Here is a 15,058-nt window from a genome sequence, read left to right on the forward strand (position 1 = left end):
CATGACGGAAGGAGGTCACAAAATTATGGCAGGAAAAACAAAGGTAAAAGGTAAAGAAGAAAAGAAAGATAGAAATCAAAAGATGACCGTAGTTAAAAGTCTTATAGATAAAGGAAAGAAAAGCGGTTCATTAACTTATAAAGAAATTATGGATGAGATTGACAATATTGAATTAACTCCAGAACAAATAGAGAAAATCTATGAGGTTTTAGAGTCAATGGGTATTGAAGTTATAGGTGAGCCACAAGAAGCTGAGGCTGAGGAAGAGGAATTAGACTTAAGTGTACCAGAAGGTATTGCAATAGATGACCCAGTTAGAATGTACTTAAAAGAAATTGGTAAAGTTCCACTATTATCATCAGAGGAAGAAATAGAACTTGCTAAGAAGATAGAAGAAGGAAGTCAATATGCTAAAAAGAAATTAGCAGAAGCCAATCTAAGACTTGTTGTAAGTATAGCAAAAAGATATGTTGGAAGAGGTATGCTTTTCCTAGACCTTATACAAGAAGGTAATTTAGGTCTTATAAAGGCTGTAGAAAAATTTGACTACAGAAAAGGATATAAGTTCTCAACATATGCTACATGGTGGATTAGACAGGCGATTACAAGAGCTATTGCAGACCAAGCAAGAACTATAAGAATCCCTGTTCATATGGTTGAAACTATAAATAAGTTAATAAGAGTTCAAAGACAATTATTACAAGAACTTGGAAGAGATCCTTTCCCAGAAGAGATTTCAAAGGTTATGGATTTACCAGTTGAAAAAGTCAGAGAAATTCAAAAAATTGCTCAAGAACCAGTTTCACTTGAAACTCCAATTGGAGAAGAAGAGGATAGCCATTTAGGTGATTTTATTCCAGATGATGATGCATTAGCACCAGCTGAAGCAGCAGCATTTACAATGCTTAAAGAACAACTTATAAATGTTTTAGATACATTAACTCCAAGAGAAGAAAAAGTACTAAGACTAAGATTTGGATTAGATGATGGAAGAGCTAGAACTCTTGAAGAAGTTGGTAAAGAATTTAATGTTACTAGAGAAAGAATTAGACAAATAGAAGCAAAAGCTCTAAGAAAATTAAGACACCCATCAAGAAGTAAAAAGCTTAAAGATTATTTAGATTAATCTTAAAATAGCACCTTAAATGGTGCTATTTTATTTTTGATATTATATGTTATAATAAAATTTTGTAAAACAAAAGAGAAATTATATTAAAAATCATTGTTAGGAAATAGGAGACGAGTTATGGAATTAAGTAAAAGATTAAGTTTAATAGTAGATCATATTGAAGAATGTGATACTTTAGTTGATGTGGGAACAGATCATGGATATATTCCTATATATGCAGTTAAAAATGGAATATGTAAAAATGCTATTGCATCAGATATAAATAAAGATCCACTTGATAAGGCTAAATTAAACTCAATATTTGAAGGTGTTGATGAAAATATTGATACAAGATTAGGTGGAGGATTAGAAACTATAAAACTTGGAGAAGCTCAAGTTGCTATTATAGCAGGCATGGGTGGAAATTTAATAAGAGATATACTTGAAGCTGATAAAGATAAGGTAAAAGAATTAGAATTTATGGTACTTCAACCAGCACAAAATCCAGAGGTATTAAGAGAATACCTTTATACTAATGGATATGAGGTTATTGCTGAAGATTTATGTATAGATGAAGATAAGTATTATGAATTATTTAAGGTTAAAGCTAAGGTTGGAGAAGAAACAGAGTTAGATCCTATTTACTATGAAATTAGTCCGAAATTATTAAGAGATAGACATCCTTTAATGGGAGAATACATAAACGCTAAAAAAGAAAAATATGAAAAAATATTAAGTTTTATAGAAGATGATACAGAAAGTGCTTTAAATAGAAAAAAAGAATTAGAAGAAAAAGTAGCTATATTAACTAATTTAGAAAATTATTGTAATTAGTTTGGAGATGAAGAATATGGGTATAAAGGTTAAAGATATTAAATATGCTATGAATAAAATAGCACCAGAAGTGTTAAAAGAAGATTTTGATAATGTTGGTCTTATGGTTGGTGATGAAGAACAAGAAGTTAGTAAAATATTATTAGCTTTAGATTGTACAAAAAAAGTCATAGAAGAGGCTAAAGATAATGGATGTGATATGATAATAACTCATCATCCACTTATATTTAGAAAACCTAATAAAATTATAAAAAACGATTTATTAGGAAGTAAAATAATAGAACTTATAAAAAATGATATTTCATTATATTCAAGTCATACTAACTTAGATTCTGTAGAGAATGGAATAAATGATACTATTGTTAAGATGCTAGGATTTACTTCATGTGAAATAATTGAAGAATCTAGAATAAATGGTTTTAATAATGCAGGTCTTGGAAGAATAGTTAGATTAGAAAAAGAAACTAATATTAAAGAAATTATATCTTTAATAAAGAAAAATCTTAATATAAACAACTTAAGAGTTGTAGAAGGAGTAAATACAGTTAAGACCTTAGCTATAATAAATGGAAGCGGTCAAGATTTTATAAGTGAAGCAGTAAAACTTGGTTCTGACTGTATAATAACAGGGGATACAACATATCATTTTGCATCAGATTATAAAGAATTAGGAGTAAATATAATTGATGCTGGACATTTTAATACAGAGTGGTTAGTATTTTTAGAAACTATGAAAACATTAAAAGAAAATTTTAAAAATATAGAATTTATAGATTCTAAAGTAAGTAACGATCCGTACACATTTTTTTAAAAGTAACAAAATATTAAATAACACATACATTAAGTAATAATAATATTTTATGGATGGTGTTATGGGTAGAAGAAGAAGAGGTGGAATCTTTGGCGGATTGCCAGGATGGCAATTTATTAGAAGACTTAATTGTATAGCTTGGTTTACTCCTGCAAAAATTGCTGTATGTATAGCAATGTTTTTTACGTTGCTATTTTTAGGGGTAGGCTTTACAGGAATAATTATAATGGCTCTATTAATTATAATATTTGTACTTGTTTGTTAAATGGAAAATTTTTATTTGTATTATTTTAAATTATGTGATATCATAAATCTTGCGAGTAAGACGTGCAATCGCTGCTAGCCTTAGAGCTAGGAGAGGAAAGTCGGAGCTCCATAGGGCAGGGTGCTGGCTAACGGCCAGTCGAGGCGACTCGAAGGATAGTGCAACAGAAATATACCGCCTAAGTTTTCTTAGGTAAGGATGGAAAGGCGAGGTAAGAGCTCACCAGCATAATGGAGACATTATGGCTATGTAAACCCCACTTGGAGCAAGACCGAGAAAGAAGCATTTTGGAACGGCCCGTTCCGCTTCGTGGTGTGTCGCTTGAGTTTGCTAGCAATAGTAAACCTAGATAGATGATTGCTTAATACAGAACTCCGCTTATGGCTTGTCTCGCATGAATTGAATGTTAAGGTTGAATAAGATAGAAACAAAAGTTTCGCTTATTCAACCTTTTTTGTTTTTATATATAAATTAATAATTTATATATAAAAACAATCTAAAAAGAATTTAGTGAGACATATAATTTAACAAAGTATGTTAATAAAAATAAAAAAAGATTACCTATATCAGAATTTGTTCAGAAATTATTTTAATTTAAAGAGATGATAGAAGTCAAATTTATATATTTAATTTTTAAAATATATAAATTATTTTTTAAATAAATACATAAGCACCAGGTGTATACTCAATAATACAACTGCAATTTTCAAAATTTATATGTAAGAAAATAAAAATTTTTAATATAGAAGTTTTTATAGAATAAATTAAAAATAAGAGTAATAAGTTTAGAAATTTAGATTACAAAATTAGGATAAGTTGAGTATTTATATAATAGACAGATAAATACAAAAGTTACTAAAGCTAATAAAAGGAGATGGATATAAATGAAAATAGCAGTAAGAGGTGGACATAATTTTAGTGTTCCTGGTGCAAGAGGAATAATTGATGAAACTACAGAAGATAGAAAAGTAAAGAATGAGGTTATAAAATATTTAAAACTAGGTGGCGCAGATGTACTTGATGTTACTTCAAGTGATTCATATAATACAATAAATAGTGATTTAGCATATGGCGTTAATAAAGCTAATAGCTGGGGGGCAGACTTATTCGTAAGTTGTCATTTTAATAAGGCATACGATCATTATAATGGTGCTATTGGAACAGAAGTGTGGACTTACAATGAAAGTTTTCAATCTGCCATTAGGATAGTAAATAAGATATCAAGCTTAGGTTTTAAAAATAGAGGGGTAAAGCATAGTACAGCTTTATATGAGTTAAGAGCAACTTCTATGCAATCAATGATTATTGAAACTTGTTTTGTTGAAGCTACAAGAGATGTTGAATTATATAAGGCTCTTGGAGCTGATAAGATAGGTAAGGCTATAGCAGAAGGGATACTAAACAAAACTATAAATGCAGGTTCAGGAGGTAGTGGATCCCAAGGAGGTAATATAAATCCTCCATCAAATAATACAAATGATTTATGGAAAAATAGTATTAGCGGAAATGAAGTGAAAAAATTACAAGAGGAGTTAAATAGACAATTTAATGCTGGATTAAAGGTAGATGGTTATTTTGGAGATGATACTTTAAGAGCATGTGTTATTGTAAAAAGTGGAGCTAAGGGAAATTTAACTAGATTAATTCAACAAAGATTATTAAATAGAGGGTATAGTCTATCACCCTATGGAGCAGATGGATCATTTGGGGAAAAGACTACTAATGCAATTAAGAATTTACAAAAAAATAAAGGTATATCTATAGATGGAGTAGTTGGAAAAAGTACCTGGAAAGCTTTATATAGTAAATAAAGAATACTGTTAATAAAAAAAAGATACTCACTATTGTGTGAGTATCTTTTTTTATTATTGGAAGAAGATATTAAATTATAAAAAAAATATATATAATAAATTAACTATATAAATAATATGTTACATAAAAAAATATATATAATTATATAAAATTTTTAAAATAAAAAGATAATATGTTTCTAAAATGTGATAATTATCACGGAAATTGGTTAAAAGTCGTTATATATTTAACAAGGGAAATACATAATCTAAGGGGAGAAAATATATGTTTAAAGATGAATTAAAAGCTGTAGCTAATGTAGGAAAAAACAAGGTGAATCTATTAAAAAATAATAAGCTAGGATATATGGTAAGTAGCATTTTAGCTGGCCTGTATATAGGTCTTGGAATTATGTTAATATTTTCAATTGGAGGAATTTTAACAAATGGAGGGTCACCTGCAGCAAAAATAGTTATGGGAGCTTCATTTGGTGTTGCACTTAGTTTAGTAATATTTGCAGGAGCAGAATTATTTACAGGAAACAATTTTGTAATGACTGTTGCTTCATTAGATGGCTCAGTTTCTTTTATAGAAACAATAAAGGTCTGGATAGCAGCTTTTATAGGAAATTTAATTGGGTCAGTAATTGGTGCATGGGCATTTGTTATGGCAGGACTTGCAACTGGACCAGTAGGGGAATTTATTGCTAAGACAAGCGCTATGAAGATGACAATGGGAGCTTCAGAATTATTTATGAGGGGAGTTCTATGTAATATACTAGTATGTTTAGCTATATGGTGTTCAATTAAACTTAAGAGTGAATCAGGAAAGCTTATTATGACATTTTGGTGCTTATTTGTGTTTATAACAGCTGGATTTGAACATAGTGTTGCTAATATGACACTTTTAGCTATTGGGATATTATCACCGCAAGGTATGTCAATTACAATTAGTGGGTTTATATATAATATAGGAATAGTCACTTTAGGCAATTTAGTTGGTGGAATATTATTAGCAGTTTGTTATCATATAATTTCAAAAAATAAGTTGAATTAATAAATAAAGATAATTAATTCATAATAAAACTGAAAGTTAAAATAGCTCCTAGTTTTTTGATCAGAAATAAAAGAAAAATATTATATATTATATTTATTTCTGATAATTAAAATTAGAGATAGAACTTTATAAATGATATATTGTGATAAATAATAAGTTTTAAATTTATATTAGAAATTTAAAAGAGTAACTCAAAATATTTTGAGTTACTCTTTTTAGATTACCATTCTCCTGGGTAAGCTATAATTTTTACTGTTACTGTTCTTCTGCCAAATTGGAGACATTCTGCTTCGGAATTCATAAATAAATCTATTTTATTTCCCACAATAGCACCACCTGTATCTGAAGCAATTGCATATCCATATCCATCTACATAGACCTTACTACCTAGAGGGATAACACTAGGATCTACAGCAACAGAACTTATTCCATTAGGATCTCTAACAGGTTTAATACCCATAGCAGTGGTATTATGTCCAGCATAAGCAGTAGCTTCCATAGTTAATGTTTTTTTACCTGCAGTATTATTAGGTTTAGTATTGTTTGAGTTATTATTGTTATTTGAACTATTATTAGCCTTTTCTTCAGCCTTCTTTTTGTCAATTAAACTATTTCCTTTTGATGTATAAGAATTAACCTTGTCTTTAACAGATGAAGTAGAAAGTTGAGGTAATAGTTCTTTTAGTGTTGATACTGCATTTTGTAAATCGCTAATTGATGATGAAGAAGAATCAATAACATTAATAGGGTAAGCAATAAGCTTTTCTTCATTTTCTATAATAACTGATTCAACTTTTGATCTTTCAGCATCAAATTTAGCTTTAGATGCTTTTAAGTCATCTTGCTTTGCGATGACAGTTTTTAAGTTATTATTATTCTCATCATTAAGTTTAACTATTTCTTCTTTTTTTGAAGTTAAACTTTTCATATCATTTTGTAAAGCTGATGCATTACTTTTTAGTCCAGTTATCATATCATTATCTGCAGTTACTATTTTATTTATAGCATTAAGTCTTTCAAGTAAATCTCCAAGACCGTTTGACTCAAATATGAAAGCTATATAAGAAGATATAGAATAGCTACCACTCTTATAAACGGCTCTTAATCTATCGGATAAGACAGCTTGTCCTTCTTCTATTTGCTTTTCAGTTGAAGCTATTTTAAGCTTTGTAGTATCAATTTCTTTTTCAACTGAAGTAATTTTATCTTTATTATTTTGTATCTTTGCATTAAGAGCATTAACTTGTGAATCTAAGTCTGCTATTTTATTATCTAAATCTTTAATTTCTCCACTTATTTGGTTATATTTGACCTTACTTTCATCTAGATTATCTGCAAAAGCCGGTAATACCATACTAGATGTTAAGGCTAAAACAGTAAAAAAACATATCAAAATTTTTCTCATATAAAGACCTCCTTTTTAGAAGAAAATGTTGATATTCCCTATTTAATATTTATTATAGTATAGCATAACAGATAGAATTCAGGAAAGAAAAGTGTGGATTTATAGAAAATCATCAAGAAAAAACTTATATAGATTAGAAATTATGAAAAATTTTCTAATATAATTAGTATAATAATAAAGGTATTTAAAAGGGAGAGAGGGAGCTTTTAAATACAATTATATGAAATATAAAAGGAATTACATAAACTTTATAGATAAATATGTATGATAAAATTCACTTTAATTTAAGGAGATTTATGGAATTTTGATTTTGTATATAATTAGATATTAAATGAATTACAGGTATAGGATAAAAAGCCTAATATAGATAAAAAATTCTTTATAATTGAGAATAATATGAGAAGAGTTTAATAGAAAAAAGAGGACTATTAAATTAAAGTAATCCTCTTTTTTAGTATATTAATTAAATATAGCAGTACACCATTCATTTGACTGATATTTTTCAACCATTTTAAATCCATAAGATTCTACCATAGTTTTTACGGAATCAAAACTCCATTCAACTAAGCCAGATACTAATAGGTATCCATTTTTCTTTAAATTATTTTTAATAAGGGGCATAAACAGTTCAGTTTCTGCGCCACCTATGTTTATATATATCCAATCAAATAAACCATCTACAGTAATCTCACCAGATATTGCATCTCCTACTAAAACTTTAATATTTTCAATGCCGTTTAATGATGCATTAAGTAAAACTTCATCTTTAACATCTCTAATATCTAAGGCTACCACTTCAGAAGCATCTTTTATAGCTGTAGCTAATGATAATATACCAGAACCAGTTCCAATATCTAATACTCTTTTTCCTGTAAAATCTTTTGAAAGTATTACTGATAATAAATCTTGTGTTGTTTCATGTAGTCCAGTACCAAAGGCGCCTTGAGAGATAAAGTTTATTTTTTTCTTGCCTTCTATTTCTTCATCAGGGGATGCTAGCACCCACTCATCATTAATATGTATTGCTGGAATAGAGAAGTCTTTATATTCGTAATTTATTTCTTCAATAGAATCTTCTTTTTTGCCTATTATATTTGATACTTTTTCTTTAAAGTTTTCAAAATTATTAATATCTTCATCATAAGCAACTTTAAGTATTATTTCTTCATCTTCTTTTTCAATGTATCCATAACCAAATTCATCAGTTGTTATCTCTAATGGATTTTCATAGAAAACATTAAAGATATCATTTATTTGTAGGTTGGTTATTATATCATCAACCTCTTTATATGTAACCTTATATGATAAAATATGCATATTTTCACCTCTTTATAATTGTCTACTAGATATAGTATTACAAAAGGCTTTTAATGTAAAGGTTAAAGATGTATAATTTATTAATGTGAAATAAATACAAAGGAGAAAAAGATGGATAGATTTAAGCTTAAAGTATTAATGATTATCTTTATGCTACTTGACCATATTGCAACCTTTTTTGATGGTGCACCATTTTGGTTTCATTATGTTGGTAGAGTAGTAATGCCTGTATTCTTTTATCTTTTAGTTGAAGGATACTTTAAAACGTCGTCAAAAACTAATTATCTAAAAAGGTTATTAGTTGCAGCAGAAATTATGTTTTTAGGGAATGCAATTATTTCTATTGCATTATTAAAAGGAGTAAATGGAAGCAATTTATCTTATTGTGATTTTGGATTGGTAGCTTACTTAAGTTTTACAGGAGTAATTATACTATCAGGTATACTAATATATCTATCAGTTAAAGATAAGGTTATATCAGATAAAAAAGCATCTATATACATATTCCTAATGCTAGTAACAAGCTTAGGATTAAGTCATGCCTTTCAATCAAAGATATACATATTACCAAATAACATATTCATTTCAATGGTAGCAGGATTTGTTATGTTAAATGGAATGGTTCAATTTAGAACAAAAAATTATAAATCGGCATTTGTTAAAGTATTAGTAGCTGTTTCATTAGGAATTGCTAGCGAATCTTTAATAATAGGACCTGCATTTGTATTTATATTTTATAAATGCTTCAATAATAGAAGAGATATGTATCTTGCTATTTTTGTTTTTTCTGCATTATTTTTCCCGGGATTTAATGTTCAAGCATTATTAACTTATCCATTATGGATGATGGTATTTACAATACCAGTTATATATATATATAACGGAAAAAAAGGAAGAGATTTAAGGTGGTTATTTTACATATTTTATCCGGCTCATTTATGGATACTTTTCTTACTTGCTAACTTTATAAAATGATATTTTAAATAGATAAATTAAAAGATGATCTATACATTTAATTAAAATTATAAAAAGCCCAGTATAAAAGTGTAGCTCTTTTATACTGGGCTTTTAATGATAAATCTTAAATTATTAGAAGTATATCTTCTAATGCTTTTAGAGAGGTATTGTTATTTAAATTATACGTTTACAGATATGAAAATATTCTTAAAATAAAAAATATAATAAAATAGTATATAGTTTTTATTATATTTAAAACTTAAGGGGAGATTGCTACGCTTTTAGTTGCTATTATATTAACACCTGTATTACAGATATTTTCTTTAATAATATCACCAGTATTAATTGGAGCAGTTACTGTTAAATCTTTAAGCTCTTTTAAAATACTAAAAATTAATGATTTAGGAACATTAATTTCACTTTTTACAGGAACTGTCCTAGTGCTTCCATTAACAACTTTTATTATTGTTGTAACTACTCTAGAAGGAATTATACATTCTTTATTTGCGTAAGAAATTCCATTTCTACACTTATTACCTGTTATTGATGTAATCTTAGAATTGTCAATATTGATAGCAAGATTACAAGAGCGTTCACAAGCTAGACATACTAAATCTATGCTATTCATATAAAAGACTCCTTTCATTATTAGTATCTATTATTATTTTTGTCAAATATTTGAATTAATACACATAATTATTATAAATTAGAAAGAAATTATACAAAATTTTATGATAAAATAAATTATAATGATATTGAATGGAGTGATATTATGAAAAATTTAGTTGTTTTAGACGGAAAAACGCTGGGAAATATAGATTATGATATGCTAAAAGAGTTTGGCGAATGTGTAGTTTATGATATGACTGATAAAGTTGATGTGGCAGAAAGAATAAAAGATGCTAATGTAGTTTTAACTAATAAAGTTGTGCTAAATGAGGACAATCTAAAAGAATCTAAAAATTTAGAATTAATATGTGAGATGGCAACAGGATTTAATAACATTGATATTGAGTATGCAAAAAAGAATAATATTGCAGTTACAAATGTTGCAGGATATTCAACTAATACAGTAGTTCAACATACTTTTGCATCATTATTACACTTATATGATAAAATAAGTTTTTATGATAACTTTGTTAAATCAGGAGAATATTCAAAATCTGGAATGTTTACAAATTTAGATAGACCATATAACGATCTTATGGGTAAGACATGGGGGATTATAGGTCTTGGAGCTATAGGAAGAGGCGTTGCTAAAGTATGTGAAGCATTTGGTGTAAATGTAATTTACTATTCAACATCAGGAAGAAATAGTAGTTCAGATTATAGAAGAGTTGACTTAGAAGAGCTATTAAAAGAATCAGATATAATATCAATACATGCACCACTAAATGATAATACAAAGGGACTAATTAATTATGAAAATTTATGTAAAATGAAAAAGGAAGCCATTCTAGTAAATATGGGAAGAGGTCCAATTGTAGTAGATAAAGATTTAGCAAAGGCAATAGATGAGGAAAAAATATCAGGAGCAGCACTTGATGTATTTTCTGTAGAACCTATACAAGGAGATAATCCTTTATTATCAGTTAAGAATAAAGATAGATTAGTTTTAACTCCTCATATAGCTTGGGCAAGTGTTGAGGCTAGAAATAGGTTATTTAATGATTTATTAGAGAATATAAGAGCATATAATAGAGGTGAAAAACGAAATAGAGTAGATTGTTAAATATAAGAGCTTAATACTATTTATAAAATAGTATTAAGCTTATTTTAGTTAAAGGATATTTTACCAAGACCAAATCTGTTTATCTTAAAGTTTACATTAATATTAATAGATGATTTTAATATTTCTTCATCCCAATTTGTTATCTTATGACGACCATATTTAGCAGCAGCTATGTGTCCGAGATTTAAAAGATCCATTTTATACTCGGATTTCATAATATCTATGAAATCCGTTAGATTAGATTTCATATAGTCGGATAATCTTTTTTCTAATTGTTTTTTTTCAGATGGTGAAGAAGTTGACTTAATTGAAGTATTATTATTAGCTACTGTACCATTAACATCTATAGTAATATCAAAATTAAAGATCCCATCTTTATTCTTTGTACAATCAACTTTCCTTTTAAAAACTAAGTTGAAGGTAATAAAGTTATTATCATCTAGAGAAAATGTTGCAATTCCTGAACCTTTATCATTTCTAAGGGTATTTACATATTTCATTAAAGTTACAGGTATAGAAGCAACAAGTCTACCTTTGTTAAAAACTGACATAGACGTAAAAGAAAGTTTATCATTTATTATATCCATATTTGGAGCTATGAACTTACAGCCTTCTGTACTATTGTCAATATATGCGGTAAAGAGTGAGTGTTTAGTTGAAAAGTATGAATATGCTTCTAAGGATTTAACTAAACCGGCTATATAGTCAGGTGCTGTTGGATAGCCAGGGATCTTCAATGAAAGTACGTCTTTTGGATCATTAGATGTTGTGATTATTAATGCAGAATTAGAAACTTGATTGTTTTTCATTAAACCATCTAGAGGAACTTCTAGACCATCTAGGGAAACCTTTTTAGAAAAAATATATGCTTTTTCTGTACCTAATGAAAACTTCTTGCCAGAGTGTAATTGTCTATTGACCCTAGATTCAACTGGAGTTACCCCTTTAGCCTCTAGTAAATTTCCCTCTGCTGAACCACTTTTACTATAGTCATATACTAATACAGGAATTGAATATATTTTTTTATCCATATCAGTATTAATATCATATCCTACACCTGCAACGAAATCTATATCTTCAATCTGAGCAAACTGTTTATTTTTATACAAGGTTGATATTATAATTAAAAATAAAATTAATAAAATTAAAAAAGAATATCTTTTAATGGTTTTTAGTAGTACTACTTTTTCTTTTTCTTCTTCCATATGATTTCCTCCTTAATACAACAATAAATAATAAAAATATATTAAATAATAGTATAAGCATAAGTTTTATAAAAATTACATTTACAAAAAAAACAATATTAATAATATTACTCATTAAATTTGTTGTAAAATAGAAAAATGGTATTATAATAATTAACCAAAGTTTCTTGAATTTTGAGTTTGTTGCTGGTGGAAGTAAATTTAAAACGTTAGTAATTGCTAACGTTGAATTTTTTAAGGAGTATATTGACCATATTGTAACAAATATTAATATAAAATTATTTATAAGAGGTACTTTAATAGAAGCAGTTAAATTAAGTAATGGAAAATTGAAAAAATTAAGTGTATCAGGTCCAAAATAAAAAATAGTTATAAATACTATCCAAGTAAGAATAAGTATTAAAAATGTACAAGTTGAAATGGCTATTTTCTTATAATCTTTTTTATTCTTTAAGTAAGGTAAATATAGAAGCATTATTTCAAAACCAGCATAGGCATATATACCATGAAAAACAGCTTTAATTAAATTCTCAGAGCTTATTGAAAGAATAGGCGTAATATTTAGCAATTTACCATCTTTTAATGAAAAACCTAATGATAGAATGAGGAATACAAGTAAGTAAAAGGTTAATTGACCAAGTTTTAATTGAGATCTAAAAGAATAAAAGGTCGCTAGAGATGATGCAATAATAATAATAAGTATAACTTGAGAGTTAGTATAATAGGAAATTACTGTGTTTACTAGCAGTATTGTAAAACCAGCTAGATGAGTTATAGCATAGCAGACTAAGTATATAATAAATAATATATTAAATATATTACCTATAATTTTTCCAAGTAATTCTCTATTTATTTGAAAAATATTTTTATAAGGATATTCTTTATAAACAAATCCATATAAAATAAAAAAGATAATTGGATATAGACCAGATAATGCAGTAGCTATCCAGCCATCTTGAGCAGCATAGCTATTCATTACAGCTGGATACTTAAGTTCTGTTGCAACTATTGTATATGATAATAGCATACAGACAAATTGATTAGTTGTTATTTCAAGATTTTTTTTCATTATAATTCTCACCGCGCTTTTTCTTAGGAGTATTACTTAAACGAATTTTATCAATTGTCTTAAATAAAATAGGCCTTTTTATAAGAGTTTGAAGTTTGCTTCTAATAAAGGAATCTTTCATATCATCAGAATAAAAGCAAGCAAAATCTACACCATATACATTTAAATTAAAGATAGTTGTTAAAAGGATATAAATACCAGTAACAAAACCTATAAGACCAAATGTATTCGAAAGTATCATAAAGGGAAATTTAATAAGCCTTAAAGATAATGCCATCCTATAATTAGGAATTAAGAATGTACAAACCACACTTATTCCTACTATAAAAAGAGCAGAAGGGGATATTATCTTTGATTGAAGAGCAGCATCTCCAATTATAATACCACTTACTATACTAAGTGTCTGACCAACTTTACTTGGGAGGCTTGTGCCCCCTTCTCGTAATAACTCTACTATAAGTTCCATAACAAAAATTTCTAAAAAAGGTGAAAGGGGTATACCTTGCCTAGAATTAACTATTGGCTGAACAAATTTATCAACAAGTAGGTCCGGGTTAAATTTAGTTAAAATAATATATAAAGAAGGCATAGTTATTACAATAATTGTGGCAAGAAATCTAAGCAATCTTGCAAAGGATCCAGTTATAGATCTATTGCTATAGTCATCAAGACTATGGAAGAATTCAACAAATAAGGCAGGAAGACAAAGGGCATAAGGACTTCCTTCCATAAGAACAATAACCTTACCTTCTGCTAATTTGTCTACAGCACTTTCTGCTGAGTCAGTTAAATAGCCTTGTGGTATTATATTATAACTAAATTCCTCAATATACTGCTGAAGTGCTCCTAGAGACTGAATATTATCTACATCTATAGCAGCTATTTTTTCAATTACATTATCAACAACATTAGGATTAGCTACATCTTTTACATATAGAATACTGACATTGGTTTTACTTCGCCTACCTACAACATTTTTATCTATAACTAAGTTATGATCTTTAAATCTACGTTTGAAAATAGATATATTAGTGTCTAAAGATTCATTAAGGTCTTCTTTAGATGAAGAAAGAGTTGGTGTTAAAGTAGGTGATGATACACTTCTATATGTAAAAGATATTGTATCTACTATAATGCTTTTTCTATATCCATCAAAAATTATAAGGGTCTTTCCAGAACGCAAGGAATTACAAATTTCTGAAAAGGAGGTTTCAATTACTGCATTACATACTGGCAATGCAACTTTAATTAAAAACTCATATTTATCAATATCTTTTGGGAACAAGACATTAAAGTTATGCATAATAGGGTTTAATATATCTCTATTAATAATATCTTTATCTACTGTTGATTGAGAATACATGATTGTAATTTGTGTTGATTTATCCCTATCTATAAGAAGCTCCTTTTTTATAATAGTCGATGATGTGGAGGTAGTAGTTTGTAATATTTCATTAATAAAAGAGTTATTCATAAGTTTTTCCTCCAAGTTATAATATTAATAAAGA

At 27.8% G+C, this 15,058-nt stretch carries 14 protein-coding genes and 1 other RNA gene; 9 read left to right on the forward strand and 6 right to left on the reverse strand.

What is annotated here, in order from left to right; genetic code table 11:
• Position 1 precedes the first annotated feature (1 nt).
• From rpoD to JOC62_RS03580, 7 genes are all read left to right on the forward strand, one after another.
• Entirely contained in the window at positions 2-1,126 is a 1,125-nt protein-coding gene (gene rpoD, locus JOC62_RS03550; protein WP_204593834.1) for an RNA polymerase sigma factor RpoD, read from the forward strand.
• A 120-nt stretch (positions 1,127-1,246) separates the two neighbouring features.
• A complete protein-coding gene (locus JOC62_RS03555) occupies positions 1,247-1,942 on the forward strand; it encodes a tRNA (adenine(22)-N(1))-methyltransferase (protein WP_204593787.1) in 696 nt (231 codons plus the stop codon).
• Positions 1,943-1,958: 16 nt separating this feature from the next.
• On the forward strand, positions 1,959-2,753 hold the full coding sequence (locus JOC62_RS03560; protein WP_423882970.1) for a Nif3-like dinuclear metal center hexameric protein: 795 nt from the start codon (positions 1,959-1,961) through the stop codon (positions 2,751-2,753).
• 61 nt (positions 2,754-2,814) lie between these two features.
• A complete protein-coding gene (locus JOC62_RS03565) occupies positions 2,815-3,018 on the forward strand; it encodes a hypothetical protein (protein ID WP_204593789.1) in 204 nt (67 codons plus the stop codon).
• A 52-nt stretch (positions 3,019-3,070) separates the two neighbouring features.
• Positions 3,071-3,415, forward strand: an RNA gene (rnpB, locus tag JOC62_RS03570) — RNase P RNA component class A.
• A gap of 487 nt (positions 3,416-3,902) precedes the next feature.
• Complete coding sequence (locus tag JOC62_RS19090) at positions 3,903-4,829, forward strand: N-acetylmuramoyl-L-alanine amidase (protein WP_243425000.1); 927 nt, start codon at positions 3,903-3,905, stop codon at positions 4,827-4,829.
• A 265-nt stretch (positions 4,830-5,094) separates the two neighbouring features.
• Positions 5,095-5,865 carry a formate/nitrite transporter family protein gene (locus tag JOC62_RS03580; RefSeq protein ID WP_204593790.1) on the forward strand — a complete coding sequence of 257 codons (771 nt, stop codon included), beginning with the start codon at positions 5,095-5,097 and terminating at the stop codon, positions 5,863-5,865.
• A 220-nt stretch (positions 5,866-6,085) separates the two neighbouring features.
• Here JOC62_RS03580 and JOC62_RS03585 read toward each other — a convergent pair whose 3' ends face one another.
• Both JOC62_RS03585 and JOC62_RS03590 read right to left on the reverse strand, forming a co-directional pair.
• Positions 6,086-7,270, reverse strand: a complete 1,185-nt coding sequence (locus JOC62_RS03585; RefSeq protein ID WP_204593791.1) for a 3D domain-containing protein — start codon at positions 7,268-7,270, stop codon at positions 6,086-6,088.
• Positions 7,271-7,729: 459 nt separating this feature from the next.
• Positions 7,730-8,587, reverse strand: a complete 858-nt coding sequence (locus JOC62_RS03590) for a 50S ribosomal protein L11 methyltransferase (protein WP_204593792.1) — start codon at positions 8,585-8,587, stop codon at positions 7,730-7,732.
• A gap of 111 nt (positions 8,588-8,698) precedes the next feature.
• Between JOC62_RS03590 and JOC62_RS03595 the strand changes: the two genes are divergently transcribed.
• On the forward strand, positions 8,699-9,562 hold the full coding sequence (locus JOC62_RS03595) for a TraX family protein (RefSeq protein ID WP_204593793.1): 864 nt from the start codon (positions 8,699-8,701) through the stop codon (positions 9,560-9,562).
• Positions 9,563-9,803: 241 nt separating this feature from the next.
• Here JOC62_RS03595 and JOC62_RS03600 read toward each other — a convergent pair whose 3' ends face one another.
• Positions 9,804-10,172 (reverse strand): DUF1667 domain-containing protein, encoded by a 369-nt coding sequence (locus tag JOC62_RS03600; RefSeq protein ID WP_204593794.1) that lies wholly within the window; start codon positions 10,170-10,172, stop codon positions 9,804-9,806.
• 144 nt (positions 10,173-10,316) lie between these two features.
• Between JOC62_RS03600 and JOC62_RS03605 the strand changes: the two genes are divergently transcribed.
• The gene (locus JOC62_RS03605; protein WP_204593795.1) at positions 10,317-11,276 is read left to right on the forward strand and encodes a D-2-hydroxyacid dehydrogenase; all 960 of its coding nucleotides are present in this window, start codon (positions 10,317-10,319) and stop codon (positions 11,274-11,276) included.
• 44 nt (positions 11,277-11,320) lie between these two features.
• On the opposite strand, the gene JOC62_RS03610 is transcribed toward JOC62_RS03605, so the two are convergent.
• The 3 genes from JOC62_RS03610 to JOC62_RS03620 are packed head-to-tail and all read right to left on the reverse strand — an operon-like array spanning position 11,321 to position 15,024.
• The gene (locus tag JOC62_RS03610; protein ID WP_204593796.1) at positions 11,321-12,481 is read right to left on the reverse strand and encodes a Ger(x)C family spore germination C-terminal domain-containing protein; all 1,161 of its coding nucleotides are present in this window, start codon (positions 12,479-12,481) and stop codon (positions 11,321-11,323) included.
• Complete coding sequence (locus JOC62_RS03615) at positions 12,438-13,550, reverse strand: GerAB/ArcD/ProY family transporter (RefSeq protein ID WP_204593797.1); 1,113 nt, start codon at positions 13,548-13,550, stop codon at positions 12,438-12,440. The genes JOC62_RS03610 and JOC62_RS03615 overlap by 44 nt, the downstream gene beginning before the upstream one ends.
• On the reverse strand, positions 13,534-15,024 hold the full coding sequence (locus JOC62_RS03620; protein ID WP_204593798.1) for a spore germination protein: 1,491 nt from the start codon (positions 15,022-15,024) through the stop codon (positions 13,534-13,536). The genes JOC62_RS03615 and JOC62_RS03620 overlap by 17 nt, the downstream gene beginning before the upstream one ends.
• Between the last annotated feature and the right edge of the window lie 34 nt (positions 15,025-15,058).

The organism is Clostridium sardiniense (assembly GCF_016907995.1).
GTDB lineage: Bacteria > Bacillota > Clostridia > Clostridiales > Clostridiaceae > Clostridium > Clostridium sardiniense.

Excerpts from the sequence above, each read along its gene's own strand:
- JOC62_RS03555 (WP_204593787.1), top strand. The coding sequence starts at position 1,247 with ATGGAATTAAGTAAAAGATTAAGTTTAATAGTAGATCATATTGAAGAA.
- JOC62_RS03560 (WP_423882970.1), top strand. The coding sequence starts at position 1,959 with ATGGGTATAAAGGTTAAAGATATTAAATATGCTATGAATAAAATAGCA.
- JOC62_RS03610 (WP_204593796.1), bottom strand. The coding sequence starts at position 12,481 with ATGGAAGAAGAAAAAGAAAAAGTAGTACTACTAAAAACCATTAAAAGA.
- rpoD (WP_204593834.1), top strand. The coding sequence starts at position 2 with ATGACGGAAGGAGGTCACAAAATTATGGCAGGAAAAACAAAGGTAAAA.
- JOC62_RS03590 (WP_204593792.1), bottom strand. The coding sequence starts at position 8,587 with ATGCATATTTTATCATATAAGGTTACATATAAAGAGGTTGATGATATA.
- JOC62_RS19090 (WP_243425000.1), top strand. The coding sequence starts at position 3,903 with ATGAAAATAGCAGTAAGAGGTGGACATAATTTTAGTGTTCCTGGTGCA.
- JOC62_RS03600 (WP_204593794.1), bottom strand. The coding sequence starts at position 10,172 with ATGAATAGCATAGATTTAGTATGTCTAGCTTGTGAACGCTCTTGTAAT.
- JOC62_RS03595 (WP_204593793.1), top strand. The coding sequence starts at position 8,699 with ATGGATAGATTTAAGCTTAAAGTATTAATGATTATCTTTATGCTACTT.
- JOC62_RS03620 (WP_204593798.1), bottom strand. The coding sequence starts at position 15,024 with ATGAATAACTCTTTTATTAATGAAATATTACAAACTACTACCTCCACA.
- JOC62_RS03585 (WP_204593791.1), bottom strand. The coding sequence starts at position 7,270 with ATGAGAAAAATTTTGATATGTTTTTTTACTGTTTTAGCCTTAACATCT.
- JOC62_RS03605 (WP_204593795.1), top strand. The coding sequence starts at position 10,317 with ATGAAAAATTTAGTTGTTTTAGACGGAAAAACGCTGGGAAATATAGAT.
- JOC62_RS03580 (WP_204593790.1), top strand. The coding sequence starts at position 5,095 with ATGTTTAAAGATGAATTAAAAGCTGTAGCTAATGTAGGAAAAAACAAG.
- JOC62_RS03565 (WP_204593789.1), top strand. The coding sequence starts at position 2,815 with ATGGGTAGAAGAAGAAGAGGTGGAATCTTTGGCGGATTGCCAGGATGG.
- JOC62_RS03615 (WP_204593797.1), bottom strand. The coding sequence starts at position 13,550 with ATGAAAAAAAATCTTGAAATAACAACTAATCAATTTGTCTGTATGCTA.